The sequence below is a fragment of the Paenibacillus sp. FSL R7-0302 genome (assembly GCF_038006885.1).
Taxonomy (GTDB): Bacteria; Bacillota; Bacilli; order Paenibacillales; family Paenibacillaceae; genus Paenibacillus_AQ.
This window is the reverse complement of record NZ_JBBOWB010000001.1, coordinates 3,556,214-3,571,236: the sequence shown is the minus strand read 5'-3', so window position 1 is coordinate 3,571,236 and position 15,023 is coordinate 3,556,214. Positions and strand designations below refer to the sequence as shown.

General features: G+C 53.5%; 12 protein-coding genes. 7 read left to right on the top strand and 5 right to left on the bottom strand.

All coding sequences use genetic code 11. The features are described 5' to 3' along the window. Positions 1-57 precede the first annotated feature (57 nt). Together MKY96_RS15685 and MKY96_RS15680 are read left to right on the top strand one after the other, a co-directional pair. Positions 58-756: a Crp/Fnr family transcriptional regulator gene (locus MKY96_RS15685; protein WP_340941510.1), complete on the top strand. Its 699-nt coding sequence runs from the start codon at positions 58-60 to the stop codon at positions 754-756. A 162-nt stretch (positions 757-918) separates the two neighbouring features. Continuing rightward, the gene (locus MKY96_RS15680) at positions 919-2,622 is read left to right on the top strand and encodes a methyl-accepting chemotaxis protein (RefSeq protein ID WP_340941508.1); all 1,704 of its coding nucleotides are present in this window, start codon (positions 919-921) and stop codon (positions 2,620-2,622) included. Between the two features lie 53 nt (positions 2,623-2,675). Here MKY96_RS15680 and MKY96_RS15675 read toward each other — a convergent pair whose 3' ends face one another. Further along, entirely contained in the window at positions 2,676-3,758 is a 1,083-nt protein-coding gene (locus tag MKY96_RS15675; RefSeq protein WP_340941506.1) for a nucleotidyltransferase domain-containing protein, read from the bottom strand. Positions 3,759-3,998: 240 nt separating this feature from the next. Between MKY96_RS15675 and MKY96_RS15670 the strand changes: the two genes are divergently transcribed. From MKY96_RS15670 to MKY96_RS15650, 5 genes are all read left to right on the top strand, one after another. Beyond that, positions 3,999-7,895 carry a galactose-binding domain-containing protein gene (locus MKY96_RS15670; RefSeq protein WP_340941504.1) on the top strand — a complete coding sequence of 1,299 codons (3,897 nt, stop codon included), beginning with the start codon at positions 3,999-4,001 and terminating at the stop codon, positions 7,893-7,895. A 337-nt stretch (positions 7,896-8,232) separates the two neighbouring features. After that, positions 8,233-8,754 (top strand): transposase, encoded by a 522-nt coding sequence (locus tag MKY96_RS15665; RefSeq protein ID WP_340941502.1) that lies wholly within the window; start codon positions 8,233-8,235, stop codon positions 8,752-8,754. Further along, a complete protein-coding gene (locus MKY96_RS15660) occupies positions 8,730-9,275 on the top strand; it encodes a transposase (RefSeq protein ID WP_340941500.1) in 546 nt (181 codons plus the stop codon). The genes MKY96_RS15665 and MKY96_RS15660 overlap by 25 nt, the downstream gene beginning before the upstream one ends. A 310-nt stretch (positions 9,276-9,585) precedes the next feature. Next, on the top strand, positions 9,586-10,509 hold the full coding sequence (gene cysK / locus MKY96_RS15655; RefSeq protein WP_340941499.1) for a cysteine synthase A: 924 nt from the start codon (positions 9,586-9,588) through the stop codon (positions 10,507-10,509). Positions 10,510-10,528: 19 nt separating this feature from the next. Then, positions 10,529-11,539 carry a hypothetical protein gene (locus tag MKY96_RS15650; RefSeq protein ID WP_340941498.1) on the top strand — a complete coding sequence of 337 codons (1,011 nt, stop codon included), beginning with the start codon at positions 10,529-10,531 and terminating at the stop codon, positions 11,537-11,539. Between the two features lie 29 nt (positions 11,540-11,568). On the opposite strand, the gene MKY96_RS15645 is transcribed toward MKY96_RS15650, so the two are convergent. The 4 genes from MKY96_RS15645 to MKY96_RS15630 form a co-directional block, all read right to left on the bottom strand. Continuing rightward, positions 11,569-12,045 (bottom strand): VanZ family protein, encoded by a 477-nt coding sequence (locus MKY96_RS15645; protein ID WP_340941496.1) that lies wholly within the window; start codon positions 12,043-12,045, stop codon positions 11,569-11,571. 87 nt (positions 12,046-12,132) lie between these two features. Continuing rightward, positions 12,133-12,990 carry a M15 family metallopeptidase gene (locus MKY96_RS15640; protein ID WP_340941494.1) on the bottom strand — a complete coding sequence of 286 codons (858 nt, stop codon included), beginning with the start codon at positions 12,988-12,990 and terminating at the stop codon, positions 12,133-12,135. 159 nt (positions 12,991-13,149) lie between these two features. After that, positions 13,150-14,247 carry a sensor histidine kinase gene (locus MKY96_RS15635; protein WP_340941492.1) on the bottom strand — a complete coding sequence of 366 codons (1,098 nt, stop codon included), beginning with the start codon at positions 14,245-14,247 and terminating at the stop codon, positions 13,150-13,152. Then, positions 14,240-14,935 (bottom strand): response regulator transcription factor, encoded by a 696-nt coding sequence (locus MKY96_RS15630; protein WP_340941490.1) that lies wholly within the window; start codon positions 14,933-14,935, stop codon positions 14,240-14,242. Before MKY96_RS15630 ends, MKY96_RS15635 begins: the two co-directional genes overlap by 8 nt. Positions 14,936-15,023 lie beyond the last annotated feature (88 nt).

The window sequence follows — 15,023 nt, the reverse complement described above, 5'->3', positions numbered from 1 at the left end:
GCTCAGGCTTGTGTTACAGTAATTTCAGCTAAGTTGACACAAGGAGAGAAGAAGCTCATGCAATCGATTATAAATCCGGAGGCGGTTCGGAGCCTCACCGAGCAGAATGGCCTCACGGCTATGTTCAGCAGCAGCGCCATTGCCCAAATGGAGCTTCGGCGTTACGGCGGCGGGGAGGCGGTCTGCTCGGTGGGCGACCGGCTGGAGCATATGTTTTTCCTGATGCAGGGCAAGCTGAAGATTCATACGCTGCTGCCTAACGGCAAGTCAATGCTGGTCCGGTTCGCCCGGCCGATGTCGGTGATCGGGGATGTGGAGTTGCTACGCCAGTATCCCGTCAAGAATGAGGTTGTCTCTGTGGGGGACAGCCTGCTGCTTGTCGCCGGAAGAAAGCTGCTGCTCCGGGAGATTGAAGACAATACAGCGCTGCTGCGCTTCCTGGTAGGAGAGCTGAGCCACAAAATGTACACGCTCGGCCAGACCTCTGCCATGAATGTGCTCTATCCGGTGGAGAACCGGTTCGCCAGCTACCTGATGTCGCTGTTCGCGGACAACACTGGCGCCCAGCGCGTAGAAGAGATTCGCACCTCCACACTGACTGAGACCGCCGATCTGCTGGGCACCAGCTACCGGCATCTGAACCGGGTGGTGCGCCGCCTCATTGAAGACGGGATTATTGAACGCAGACACGGCCGGCTGATTGTGCGGGATGAGGAGCGGCTGGCAATGCTTGCGAATGGGAACTTGTACGATTGAACCGGATTACAAAACGTAATTCAGAGAACCTCTATTTCTGCCTTGGCAGGGATGGCGGTTTTTTTGTGCTTGGCAGCGTATTTCAGTTTCATTTAAGAATGATGATGTACGCTACGTAGAGGTTACACTGTAAAGCTTACATATCGAGTGGAGGTAGTTATCATGTTCAACAGACTTAGAGGAATCCGGGCCAAAATCATGTTTGGTTTCGCCGCTGTTATTATCGTGTTCATTCTCGCTATATTCGGCAGCACTATATTTCAGGGTAAAGTGACCATGCTTACAGAGCAGATCAACCGCAATTACAGCAAGCTGTCGATGGTACAGAAATTAACCGATGAGATCCGCACGGCGGACGGCCTGGCCGCAAGGTATGTGATGAGTAATACCACTGAAGAGAGAACAGCCAATCTGACCGCCTATGAAGCCAAGATCCCGGAGATTACAGCCGCAATCCAGGAGCTTAAGGGAGCCGGCCTGAATGAAGCGGAGCTTGCGGGAATTCAGAAGCTGGAGGGGGAGTGGGACAATTATCTGACGGTGCTGAAGCAGGCTTTTGCCTTGGCCAAAGAAGGGAATTTCCCGCAAGCGCAGAAATCGTTCACAAGCCTCTCCCTTACGACTATCATCGATTCACAGCTGGTATTCGAGACGATGCTGCATGATGAAATTATGAAAGAACAGAATCAGGCAGCTACCCACCGCAGCTCGGCTATGATTACCAGCATGGGGGTGACAGGATTATCCGTGGTACTGGCTCTGTTGATCGCATTCGTATTGTCCGCACGGATTCTGAAGCCGGTAAAGGATGTGAACAGGCAGCTTCAGGAGATTGTGCGCGGCGATGCCGATCTGACCCGCAAGCTTAGTGTGCAGACGAAGGATGAGATCGGTGAGCTGGCCCGGAATTTCAATACAATGACCGATAATCTGGCAACGATGATCACCCAGGTGAAGCTATCCGCGAACGGTCTGGCGGCTTCTTCGGTGAAGCTGACCTCGGATAGCGGAATGACCGCCGAAACGACCGAGAAGATCGCCGGAATTATGGGTGAGGTCGCAAGTGGTGCGGGCATGCAGATGAATGACCTGCAGACTAACATGAACACCATTATTGAAATGTCGGACGGTATTCAGCTGATCGCTGCCAGTGTGCAGGATATCTCGGAAGCTTCCCTGCGTTCAGCAGATTATGCGGTGGCCGGGGATCTATCCCTGCAATCTGCCATCCGGCAGATGGATTCCATCAACGAATCCATTCAGTCCTTATCGGAGAAGGTTATGGGCTTCGTGAAGCGTTCACAGGATATAAACAGCATTGTCGGGGTGATCAAGGGGATCGCCTCGGAGACGAATATGCTGGCTCTGAATGCGACCATAGAAGCGGCCCGCGCCGGAGAGCATGGCAGGGGATTTGCTGTCGTAGCCGATCAAGTGCGCAAATTGGCTGAGCAGTCCGCAGATTCCGCCAATCAGATTGCTGAAATGGCAACCGGAATCCAGGCCGATGCAGATCATGCAGTGAAGGTGATGAAGAACAGCATGAACGAAGTGCTGGGGGGAACCCATATCATAGAAGAGGCCGGGCAGTCTTTCAATGCCATCCGACTCTCGATTGATTCACTGGCGGGACAGGTTCAGGAGGTATCCGGTGCGGTAGAAGAAATCACGGCAGCAACGGAGGAGATTGTAGACTCTATCCGTACCGTTACGCATATCTCGGAGACTACAGCGGCAAGTACACAGCAAGTATCCGCCGCATCGCAGGAGCAGATGGCTTCAGTGGAACAGATCGCCTCTTCTGCCAGTGCCCTCAGCATACTGGCGCAAGGTCTGCAAGGTCTGGTAGCACGTTTCAATGTATAATTAGGCAAGCCCCCAACCTGAACGAAGGGAGGGGGCATGATCTTGCTTATCTGTTACTTTTTCATATATTGCCGGTACAGCTCTTCAAAAGTATCGTACTTCCGGGGCTGCCGGCCGGCCCGCTGATATTCCTCCAGATAGTCATCCATTGCCAGGAGGAACCGGTCCTTGAACAGATCCAGATTAGCGGCATCAAAATATTGCATGAGTCCGAACTTCCGCGTTCCCCGCGATTCGGTCATTTCATCCAGCAGACCCTGCGCTCCCATGGCGGCGTAAAAGGCGTAAGAAGCATCCTTACTTTCAGCGCTGGCGATGATCTTGTTGCGGTAGTTGCACCATAATTCCTCATAGGTGCCCGCCAGATTATCATAGGTAGGAACAGGCTGTTCCACATATTTCTGATACAGGATGCTGTACAGATCAAGGATACTTTTGAGCAGAATGCCGGAGGTATTTCGGATCTCGTCCGTCGTCTTCGCACAGATCACATTCATATAGATCGTTTCATAGTTTTCGGGGAGGTAGCGGTAGGCTGCGGTGTCCTCCAGGTATCTTTTCAGCCCTCTTTTCAAATAAGTATTATTCATATGCGTCAAAGCGTTCACCAGATTGTAGACCAACTCCGCTGAAGCCAGCCTTACGGCTCCCTTATCATCTGTAAGACAAATATTCGCATATTCCTGCTTCGCCAGATCGATCCACTTCTTCGCCCGTTCCAGACAATCGCGTCCCAGGGGCTTCGCCAGAGCATCCAGCGCCCGTTGCTGATAGACCTTAAGCTTCTCCAGATCCTCGTGCTTGGCATAGTAGAGCACCTGCAAATCTATTAGAGAGGAGATCATCGGACTTTCAAGCGCGGCCTGTTCTTCGATCCGGGTCTCCCAAGGAGTGCAGTAGATATCATAACCGACATCCCCCAGAATGAAGCAGGACGAGATGCCCCAGCCTTGGTTGTTATTATTGATGATGATCAGATCCAGGTCGCTTTTCTCATGATAATCCCCGGTATTGCAAGAGCCCGCAAGCCCGATTACTGCAATCTCCTCTGGAAAATCCCGTTTGGCCCGCTCGATCACCATGTTGATCAATTTTTCGTTTTTGGATAATAGCTCCTGCCTGATACTTTCATTCATAGCTGATTCCTCCTGCGCTGTGGCTTGTTGTTGTATTCATTGTAAAAGCATCTGCCGTCCGCGGGTATGCCGACTTCGGTTAGGTTCATTCTCTCCCTGAGCGCTCCGTATGTACGCACATACTTTTCATAGAATACGCCATCGACCTGAGCCAGGCTCTATCTTATATTATTACCATAATTTGTTTTTGAAAGCGCATACTCGAAGGTGGCACCATAATTTATGGGAGGTGGTTGTCAAATGATCAGCAGAACCAGGTCTTCGGTAGCAAGGACGTTCCTGATGTACGGTCTGATGCTTGTGTTATGTGTGGGACAGCTCGCGTTATTTCCGGCAGTGGGGGCGGCGGCAGGCAATCTGGCTCAGGGCAAGACGATCAGCGCAAGCTCAGTCGGTGATGTGTATGTAGCAGCGAATGCTAATGACGGTAACCAGGGTACGTACTGGGAGAGTGCCAGCAATGCTTTTCCGCAATGGATCAAGGTGGATCTGGGTGCCAGCAGCAGTGTGAATCAGGTTGTACTGAAGCTGCCTGCGGGCTGGGAAGCCAGAACACAGACGCTGTCTGTGCAAGGCAGTACGAATGATACGTCTTACAGCAATCTGGCGGCGTCTGCGGGGTATGCCTTCAATCCGGGCAGTGCGAACTCCGTCACCATCAGCTTCACAGCTGCAACCGCCCGGTATATCAAAATCAACTTCACAACCAACACCGGCTGGCCCGCTGCGCAACTGTCTGAGCTTGAGGTGTACGGCACCACGGCCTCTCCACCCGGAACCTATGAAGCGGAGGCCGCCGCCTTATCCGGCGGGGCCAAGACAAATACCGATCACAGCGGCTATACCGGTGCTGCCTTCGTAGATGGCTACCTGGTTCAGGGGGCAGCCACAACCTTCTCGGTAACGGCTCCGGCGGCAGGGAATTACAGCGCAGCCCTGCGGTATGCCAATGCGTCCGGCAGTACCAAGACCCTCAGTATCTATGTGAACGGGACGAAGGTCAAGCAGACCTCGCTTGCCAATCTCCTGAACTGGGATACCTGGTCGACCCAGGCAGAGATTCTTGCCTTGAACGCCGGAACCAACACCATTGCCTACAAGTATGATGCGTCCGATTCCGGCAATGTGAATCTGGATCAGCTTGTGCTGAGCGCTTCCCCGGCGCCGACGGCAACGGCAACGCCAGCTCCGACGGCTGTGCCGACCGCAGCCCCAACGGCTACGCCAACCGTAGCTCCAACGATCGCGCCGACCGTTGCACCGACGGCTACACCTACTGTAGCCCCAACGGCGACTCCGGCTCCGACGATCACGCCAACGGCCACCCCGAGCACGGGTCCCGGCTCGAATCTGGCGGTCGGCAAGGCAATCAATGCTTCTTCCTCCGTCTTCACCTTCGTTCCCTCCAATGCCAATGATGGAGATGTCACTACCTACTGGGAAGGAGCGGGCGGCAGCTACCCGAATACGCTGACCGTCAGCCTCGGCGCGAATGCCAATGTCACCTCGGTGGTCGTGAAGCTCAATCCGTCAGCCGCCTGGTCAACCCGTACCCAGACGATCCAGGTGCTGGGACATAACCAGTCCACAGGAACGTTCACCAGTCTGGTGCCTGCGGCGGAGTATACGTTTAATCCGGCCAGCGGCAATTCAGTGACCATTCCGGTGACCGCTACAGTCAGTGAGCTGCAACTGAGAATCACGGCGAATTCCGGTTCAGGTGCCGGACAGGTTGCTGAGCTTCAGATTATCGGCACACCGGCGGCGAATCCTGACCTGACGGTCACCGGAATGTCATGGAGTCCGTCGGCTCCGGTGGAGACCGATGCTCTCACGCTGAGTGCCAGCGTCAAGAATATCGGCTCAGCGGCTTCGGCCGCAACCACAGTCAGCTTCTATGCCGGCACCACCCTTGCCGGGACAGCCCCGGTGGGTGCGCTCGCCGCCGGAGCTTCCGCGAATGTATCCTTCAGCCTCGGAGCCAAGGATGCCGGAACCTATACGGTAAGCGCCAAGGTAGATGAGAGCAACAATGTCATTGAGCTGAATGAGGGCAATAACAGCTATGCCCATCCTACGGGCCTTACTGTGAATCCGGTATCCAGCTCGGATCTGATTGCTTCTCCGGTCAGCTGGTCTCCCGGCAACCCGGCAGCAGGCAACACGGTCAGCTTCTCAGTGGCCATTAAGAATCAGGGAACGGCGGCCTCAGCCAGCGGCGCGCATAACATCACGCTGACCTTAACGGATGCCACCTCCGGCGCGGTCCTCAGAACGTTGACCGGCTCTTATAACGGTGTCATTGCTGCCGGAAGTACTGCGGCTCCTGTGTCTCTTGGGACCTGGACGGCGGTGAACGGAAAGTATAATGTCAAAACAGAAATTGCCGTGGATGGCAACGAACTGGCGGTCAAGCGGGCCAACAACATCCAGAACCAGTCGCTCTACATCGGACGCGGGGCCAATATGCCTTACGACATGTATGAGGCAGAAGATGGAATGATCGGCGGCGGAGCTGTCAAGCTGACCCCGAACCGCAATATTGGCGATCTGGCCGGTGAAGCTTCAGGCAGAAGAGCGGTCACCCTCAATACAACAGGCAGCTATGTGGAATTCACGACCAAAGCCAGCACCAATACCCTGGTCACCCGCTTCTCCATTCCCGATGCTCCGGGCGGTGACGGCACCACAGCTACACTCAACATCTACGTCAATGGTGTGTTCAACAAGGCCATTACCTTGACCTCCAAATACGCCTGGCTGTATGGCTCGGAGGCCAGTCCCGGCAATTCGCCGAGTGCCGGCTCCCCGCGCCACATCTATGACGAAGCGAATATCATGTTCGACAGCACGATTCCGGCAGGCAGCACGATCCGGCTGCAGAAGGATGCAGCCAATACTTCGCAATATGCCATTGACTTCATCAGCCTGGAGCAGGTCTCGCCGATAGCCAATCCGGACCCGGCCAAGTACACGGTTCCTCTGGGCTTCACGCACCAGGATGTGCAGAATGCGCTCGATAAGGTCCGCATGGATACAACGGGCAAGCTGGTTGGCGTCTATCTTCCTGCCGGAACCTATGAGACCTCGAACAAGTTCCAGGTCTACGGCAAGGCGGTGAAGATCGTCGGAGCCGGCCCATGGTATACCCGGTTCTATGCTCCGCTCAACCAGTCGAATACAGACATCGGCTTCCGGGCTGCCGATTCAGCGAATGGCTCGACCTTCTCGGGGTTTGCTTACTTCGGCAACTATACTTCACGGATTGATGGTCCCGGCAAGGTATTCGACTTCGCCAATGTAGCCAACATGACAATTGATAATATCTGGACGGAGCATCAGGTATGTATGTACTGGGGCGCGAATACCGATTATATGGTCATTAAAAACTCGCGCATCCGCAATACCTTTGCCGACGGCATCAATATGACCAACGGCAGCACGAACAATCTCGTGTCTAACATCGAGGCGCGGGCAACCGGAGATGACAGCTTCGCCTTGTTCTCGGCGATCGATTCCGGCGGCTCTGACATGAAGGACAATGTCTATGAGAATCTGACATCCATCCTGACCTGGCGGGCAGCCGGTCTTGCCGTCTACGGAGGGTATGCGAATACCTTCCGCAACATCTATATTGCGGATACTCTCTGCTACTCCGGGATTACGATCAGCTCGCTGGACTTCGGCTATCCGATGAACGGCTTCGGGGCGTCACCGACGACGAACTTCCAGAATATCTCCGTCGTCCGGTCAGGCGGACATTTCTGGGGCGCACAGACCTTCCCGGCCATCTGGGTATTCTCCGCTTCCAAGGTGTTTCAGGGCATCCGGGTCAGCGATGTGGACATCATCGACCCGACCTATCACGGAATCATGTTCCAGACGAACTATTCCGGCTCTGCGCCGCAATTCCCTGTCACAGACACGATCTTCACCAACATTACGATCTCTGGTGCCCTCAAGAGCGGCGACGCCTTCGACGCCAAATCCGGTGTCGGTATCTGGGCTAATGAATTGCCGGAGCCCGGCCAGGGACCGGCAGTGGGCAGCGTAGTCTTCAACAACCTCAAGATCCTGAACACAGTAACGCCGATTAAAAACACAACGTCCACTTTCACGATAACGGTGAATCCGTAGAGGAACGAAGCACCGCCTTCTGTGATGCAGCGCACAAAAAAACCGCAACCCGTGTGTCCGGGAGCGGTTTTTTTGTTGAATCGGCTGTACGTCCTTGGGTTAACATCATACCCATGACTACTCGTACACGTATGTTACCTTTCATATCCCGCCTGGCCATAGGAAATCCTGCATCTTTTACAAGCGTGTTGATTTCCCAAAAAAAGGGACAAAAAAGGCCGCCATTTCGGGTAATGGTAAGTACGACCAAACCAAACCGAAATGAGGCGACCTCATGAATAATAATACCCCATTCTTAGCCGTATTCAAACAAGTATTAACTCCAGAAGAAGTTGAAATGGTGACCGGGCAAACCGAGGACTACGAGGATACCGGAACCAAAATGACCGTTGGTGTGTTGTTCGACTACTTTGTCCAAGCCTGCTACCACCAATGGGATGGCTTTCGTCAAAGTGCCCGCGTGGGCTCGAACTTCGATTTGCCTAAGGTTCATTACTCCACTCTTTCGGGCAAAGCCGGTGAAGTTCCTTACGATATCTTCAAACGTTTGTTTCATATGCTTGTCCAGAAATGTAACCGGCAAACCCGGCGTCACCTGAATCTGCCTAAAGATCTGCTGCTGATTGACTCGACGACGGTTACGGCGGCGAACTCCCGCATGTCTTGGGCTCCGTATAAAAAATTCAGAGGGGGCCTGAAGCTGCATGTCGCTCATTCGCATGGCCAGCATTCCCCCTTGAAGGTGGTCGAATCGATTGCCCGGCGCAATGACGCTCCATTTGGAGAAGTCTTGGCCCATAAGGACTACATTTTAGTTCAGGATCGAATCAATATGTGCAGCAAGGTCAGTCTTTTGTGATTCGTCTAAAAGACAATCTCCATTTGGTAAAGCCGCGAAAGCTTCAGCGACCGGCAGAGGGAGACACCCAAATTGTACGCGATATCACTTGTTATATTGGTCAAGGGAAACATCAATCTACCCAGCGCCACCGCGTCGTTGAATTTGAAAACGACCGGGGTGAAGTGGTGCGAGTCGTGACCGATTTGAGAAAAGAGTCTGCTCAGGTGATTGCTGAAATCTACAAAGCACGCTGGAAGATTGAAGTCTTTTTCCGCTGGATGAAGCAGCATCTGAATGTCCCTTGTTTATTTGGAACCACCGAAAATGCAGTATATAACCAATTGTTTGTGGCCCTTGCTGTGTATGTGCTTTTGAAGTACATTTTTGATGAAATTCATCCGAAGGTACCGGTCTTTGCCGAACTGACTCTTTGGGAATTTATGCAGCATTGGCGTATATTTAATCTTCCGCTGGAGTGGCAGGTTCAGTGGGGGATGCTACGGCATAAAGATCATCTAGGTGTTTTTGTCATCCCATAATATGGGTAATCAACACGCCTGCATCTTTTACAACAAATCAGTCTCTTTATAGCCTCCAAAAAGGAAATCTTGCACAAATTACAACAATGTGGACTCAAACTTCCCAATCTGCTGAGTATTCCTGCAAAATGTGCAACAATCGGGGACCAGAGCTACTCTGCAACTGGAAATCCTGCACAATGTACAACACTGCAAGTCACAGGACCGATCGTGGCTGCAATTCCTTAAAATCGACAAATGCTATCCCGTAACTATACAATGGGTGTTATATCGTGCATAAGATAAGGACCGAAACTAAGGAGGCACACCAATGACGAAGCGGGTAGTCAATAATATTACGGAGCTGATTGGCAGCACGCCGGTTGTACGCTTGAACCGGGTAACCGGACCGGAGGATGCGGAGCTGTATGTGAAGCTGGAGATGTTCAATCCCAGCGGCAGCGTCAAGGACCGGGCAGCCTATAATCTGATCCGGCAGGCGGAGCTGGACGGACGGCTGCAGCCGGGCGGGACGATTATTGAGCCGACCAGCGGCAATACCGGAATTGGACTGGCGATGAACGCGGCAGCGAAGGGGTATAAGGCCATCCTGATCATGCCGGATAATATGACGAAGGAACGGATCAATATCCTGAAGGCCTACGGGGCGGAAGTCGTGCTGACTCCGGCGGCGCAGCGGATGCCCGGCGCGATTGCCAAGGCGGTGGAGCTGGGACGGGAGATTCCCGGCAGCTTCATCCCGCAGCAGTTCGAGAATCCGGCGAACCCGGACATTCACCGCACCACCACCGCGCCGGAAATTCTGGAGCAGATGGAGGGGCGGCTGGATGTCTTCGTCGCCACCTCCGGGACAGGCGGCACCATCACCGGAACCGGCGAGGTATTGCGCGCACGACTGCCGGAGCTGCGCGTGGTTGTCGTGGAGCCGCAGGGTTCGCCGGTGCTGTCCGGCGGCCAGCCGGGGCCGCATAAGCTGGTGGGGACCAGCCCAGGCTTCGTGCCGGCAATTCTGAATACCGGCATTTACGATGAGATCGTGCAGGTATCCGATGAGGATGCCTTGGAGATGGTAAGAGAACTGGCCCGTACCGAGGGAATTCTGCTCGGACCTTCCGGCGGAGCCGCAGTCTGGACGGCCTTGCAGGAGGCGCGGCGCCTGGGACGGGGGAAGCGGGTGTTATGTATCGCGCCAGATACCGGAGAACGTTACCTCAGCATGGGGATTTTCGACTAAATTATACTGGAGGCCCGCTATGAATCAAGCGAAGCACAGTTTCCGGCACCGGGTAAGAGCGGCCGGAAGTCTTATTCTTACAGCAGCCATAGTCTTTAGCCTGACCGGGTGTGCCCGGACGAATAGCAATGACGCTGCCAGCAGTGCAGCAGCTTCGGCCGGGCCGTCTGCCGCCAGTCCATCGCCAGCCGCTCAGCAGACGGATAGCCCGGCAAGTGCGGTTCCGGCAGCGTCAGCTACGGCTTCTCCAGTCCCGGCTGCCTTACTTGACCCTGCCAAGCTGCAGCCGGTCTTCGGATTCGCGAGTGAGACCGGGAGTCATATTATGGTCACCAGGGAAGAGGAGGGAAGCGGGGAGCAGTTGAAGTCCCTGAACACTGCCATTGGGAACGGGGGGCAGGTGCTGGCTGTGAAGCTGGAGAAGTGGCAGCCGGGCAACGATAACAACAACGGACGGGAGCTGGCGAATAATATTCCGAATATGTCCGGTTATCTGTTCAAGGTAGAGGGTGACGCAGCGATGCGGGATGAGACCTATGTTCTGGTTGATTCTGCGGTCTTTCCGCAGGCGGCCTTGCTGGAGGTTCAGCCTGCCGATCCGGCAGGCCCGCAGCTTGCAGCCGGCGATCCGCTGCGGAAGAGTATTGCAGCCGCCAAAGGGCGGAAGATCCAGTCCGCCTGGAAGCTGGCCGGGCTGGGCCCGGACAGAGGGCTCTATCTGGTGCAGTTCGTAAGACAGGATAAGGAGATGCTGTTTAGCCTGGTGTTGGAGGAAGACGGGAAGCTCAGCTTCAAGGACTATCCTGCTGAGATTACGGATAATGAATATTCAGTCTGGCGTGTCGATGACGGCGGTGAGGTGATCCCGCAGATGTTCTCCGTGCTGTTCGCGGCGCATACGGCAGACGGATTGCTGCTTGGGCTCAACTGGTGGGGAGCGGAGGGTGTAAACAGCTTTTTCCTGAAGCAGGAAGGCAATGGCTTCACGGAGCTTGCAATTGAATATGGCCGCTATATCTCTCCCTTGTGAGCAGGGCGAACGGAAAGCAAGGCTCCCCGTCACTTCTGGGTGACGGAGGAGCCTTGTCTGCCTGTCATATACATCATCATGATGGGGCGAATCAGCAGATATCCCAACATCCCGCCGAAGGTGTTCAGAAGAAGATCATCCACATCGAAGGTTCCAATATAGAAGACGGCTTGCGAGCATTCCAATACTGCGCTTAAGGCGAAGGACCACAGGATTACACCCTTGAAGGAGCCGCTGCCTCTTCCATTTGGGTTGAGCAGCACCAGGAAGATGCCATAAGGGATAAACAAGGCGATATTTCCCAAGAAATTAACGACGGTGCTAGTGCTGATATGGTGATAGGTGTTAGCCAAGGTGGCCAGCGGGATCAGATTTCCGCGTTGCAGACTGGCCACAATATGGCCCGGGCTGTGCTGGAGCTGCTGCCAAAGGAAGCTAAGATCAATTGAACCGAATTTGAATAAAATGATTTTAAACAGAATATACACGTAAATGGTAAATAGCATCTGCAACCCGTATTTTGTCTGCTTGTGTGCCTGATTCATTTCTGCATCACCGCTTTCTGTAGATTGTAATGATATATGGCTTAGTCATTAAGGATAGACCGTCATAATCACACCGCTTATGTTGTCACCGGAGAGTTCAACATGCTTGCCGGCGGGGACCGGGACAGGGGTGTTCCCCTGCACTTCTACATAAGAAATCTGATACTTAGTACCGTTCACTGTAGTGGTGATCGATTGCTGCTCCTTAAGGAATTCAAGATATTCTTCCAGCGTGAAGTTCTTGTCGCGCATAATCACACTGTGTGGAAGCCCTACATACCGAAAATGCCATGGCTCATACTTGATGCCAGTGATATCTGTTTTATCCTCAGGATAGCGCAGAATGAAGCCGTAGTCCCATGCGTTATCCCGCAGCCATTGCCCTTCGGGGGCACGGCTCATGGACATCTGCGAGGAGCCGATATCCAGCGACAAGCCCAGATTATGCTCGCTGTAGCCGGGTGGCAGGGCGTAATCGGCCCCTTTTTCATCGTATAGCTGCTGCTGCTTGTCATTGTCCCTATATCCGCTGCTGATCAGGAAGCTGTTGATGTCCTCCATGGATGCGGCCTGTACCATCTCTGTGAATTTCTCCGCGACTTGCCTGGATAGCATCGTTTTGTGATCCAGCAGCAGGTATCCGGAGGTCAGCTCCTCATGATCGAGCAGACGGATGATGTCCTGGCTGACTCCCGTATCATGAACGGGGTAATCCTTGTTGACCAGCAGCAGGTTCCCTTGGTAGATTTGCTCTTTGGGAATAACCGTCAGATTCTTGGAGCCTTTATCTGCACTCGTCTGTACCGTCTCTATATTGAGTTCATTCTTTGCGGTCTCCTGCTCCCTATCCATCCATTTCATTCCGAGCAGTCCGGCAATTACGATGATTACTAACCATTTCTTCATGTTCTCGTCCTCCTTGTTTCAATGACTTAAGCATAGAGGAGCGTGTTTAAATAGAAGTGGGGGAAAGATAAAGTTTTTCTTAAAACGCGCGGTTGAGATGCCAAATGAAAAAACCGTCCTTCAAAAGGACGGCAACACTGCGGCTATAGAAGGAGCAGACTATTGGATCACACCCGGCAGACGGACCTCGAAGAGCGTGCGGATCGTGTCACTCTGTACGGAGATCGTCCCCTGATGCTGCTCGACGATATTTTTGGCAATGAACAATCCCAGCCCGGTACTGCCTTCCTGATGGGTCCGTGCCCGGTCACCTGTATAGAACATATCGAACAGAAAAGGCAGGTCCTCCGGCGGAATCCTATCTCCGTAATTCATGACCTGGACAACGATGGTCTCGCCCTCCGGGTAGCAGCGGACATCGACATAACGGCCGTCTTTGCCGTAACGCACCGCATTGGTCAGCAGGTTCTCGAACACCCGGGCCAGCAGTTCCCCGTCCCCGGTAATTTTGAGCTGCGGAGTGACCTGGGTGCGGGCTGTCAGTCCGTTATTCTCCAGCAGAGGATACAATTCCTCGTTCAACTGGACCAGCAGCTCGCTCAGATCAAGGGGGCGCTGCTCCACGGTAAGCATGCCATAGTTCATCCGGGTAATCTCGAACAGCTCGTCGATCAGCTTTTCCAGCCGTTGTGATTTGGTGTAAGCAATCGTGGTGTAATGTTTCACTTGCTCGGCGGTTAACTCCCCGTCCTTCAGCACCAGATCCAGGTAGCCGAGTACGGAGGTCAGCGGAGTCCGCAGGTCATGAGCCAGATTCAGCACCAGCTTGTCCTTGCTATTCTCCGCAAAGTCTCCGCGCTCCACCGCTTCCTCCAGCTTATCCTTGGCCTGATTCAGATCAGCGGCAATATCCTCGAATTCATCGTTAGAATGGATTTGAATCCGGCTTTTGAAATCCCCGTTAGCCAGCAGGCGGATATGGTGCGAGATTTCTTTGAAATAGCGGGCATACGGCTTGGTGAACAGGAAGAAGAACAGCAACGCCAGCGGGATGAAGAAGATCAGGAAGAAATTCAGGTCGCCGAAATCGGCAATCAGGTAACGGAAGCGGGTCAGCTTGTCTTCATACTTCACCTGAGAGGTATAATACATTTGCAGGCTTTTGTAGAGTACAAAGGTAATAGCACCGGAGCAAATCATGCTGAGTACCAGCAGCGATATCATTTTGAAGCGGAAGCTGCGGACAAGTTTAGCCATTGAACGTGTACCCTACTCCCCAGATCGTTTTGATCCATGTATTTTTATTCTGGTCATCGCCCAGCTTTTTGCGCAGGGTGCGGATATGGACCATCACGGTGTTCCCGCCTTCATAATAAGCCTCACCCCATATTTGCTGAAAAAGCTGCTCGGCGCTGAATACTTTCTTAGGATAGCTGGCAAGCAAATACAGGATATCGAATTCCTTCGGCGTCAGCTCCACGGGATGTCCGTATAAGGTCACGGAACGGCGGTCCGGATCGACGATCAGCCCCCCGGCTTCCACCACGGCCTTCTGCTCGGTAACCGGCTGGTTCAGCTTCATGGAACGTCTAAGCTGCGCGTTCACTCTTGCGACCAGCTCCATGGGATTGAAGGGCTTGGTCATATAATCGTCGGCACCGATGACAAGACCGGTGATTTTATCCAGATCCGAAGTCTTTGCGCTCACAAAAATAATCGGCAGCCCGTGCTGCTCCCGGATCTGCCGGGTCACCTCATACCCGTCCAGCCCGGGCATCATAATATCCAGAATCGCCAGGTCGATATGCCTGGACTGGATGACCTGCACCGCTGCCGGTCCGCTTGTAACCTTTATGGGGTGGTAGCCTTCTTTGTCCAAATGCAGTCCGATCAGATCGGCAATCTCGGGATCATCGTCGGCGATTAGAATCGTAATCCGTTTCATATGATTATCTCTCCTGTAGTGTCAGCATCAATGTATACTTGATTGAATGTTATTCCTAGTGTAACCTATCGGATATTGTTTCGCTAAC

Coding starts and splice junctions, on each gene's coding strand:
- MKY96_RS15685 (WP_340941510.1), top strand. CDS start 58: ATGCAATCGATTATAAATCCGGAGGCGGTTCGGAGCCTCACCGAGCAG.
- MKY96_RS15680 (WP_340941508.1), top strand. CDS start 919: ATGTTCAACAGACTTAGAGGAATCCGGGCCAAAATCATGTTTGGTTTC.
- MKY96_RS15675 (WP_340941506.1), bottom strand. CDS start 3,758: ATGAATGAAAGTATCAGGCAGGAGCTATTATCCAAAAACGAAAAATTG.
- MKY96_RS15670 (WP_340941504.1), top strand. CDS start 3,999: ATGATCAGCAGAACCAGGTCTTCGGTAGCAAGGACGTTCCTGATGTAC.
- MKY96_RS15665 (WP_340941502.1), top strand. CDS start 8,233: ATGGTGACCGGGCAAACCGAGGACTACGAGGATACCGGAACCAAAATG.
- cysK (WP_340941499.1), top strand. CDS start 9,586: ATGACGAAGCGGGTAGTCAATAATATTACGGAGCTGATTGGCAGCACG.
- MKY96_RS15650 (WP_340941498.1), top strand. CDS start 10,529: ATGAATCAAGCGAAGCACAGTTTCCGGCACCGGGTAAGAGCGGCCGGA.
- MKY96_RS15645 (WP_340941496.1), bottom strand. CDS start 12,045: ATGCTATTTACCATTTACGTGTATATTCTGTTTAAAATCATTTTATTC.
- MKY96_RS15640 (WP_340941494.1), bottom strand. CDS start 12,990: ATGAAGAAATGGTTAGTAATCATCGTAATTGCCGGACTGCTCGGAATG.
- MKY96_RS15635 (WP_340941492.1), bottom strand. CDS start 14,247: ATGGCTAAACTTGTCCGCAGCTTCCGCTTCAAAATGATATCGCTGCTG.
- MKY96_RS15630 (WP_340941490.1), bottom strand. CDS start 14,935: ATGAAACGGATTACGATTCTAATCGCCGACGATGATCCCGAGATTGCC.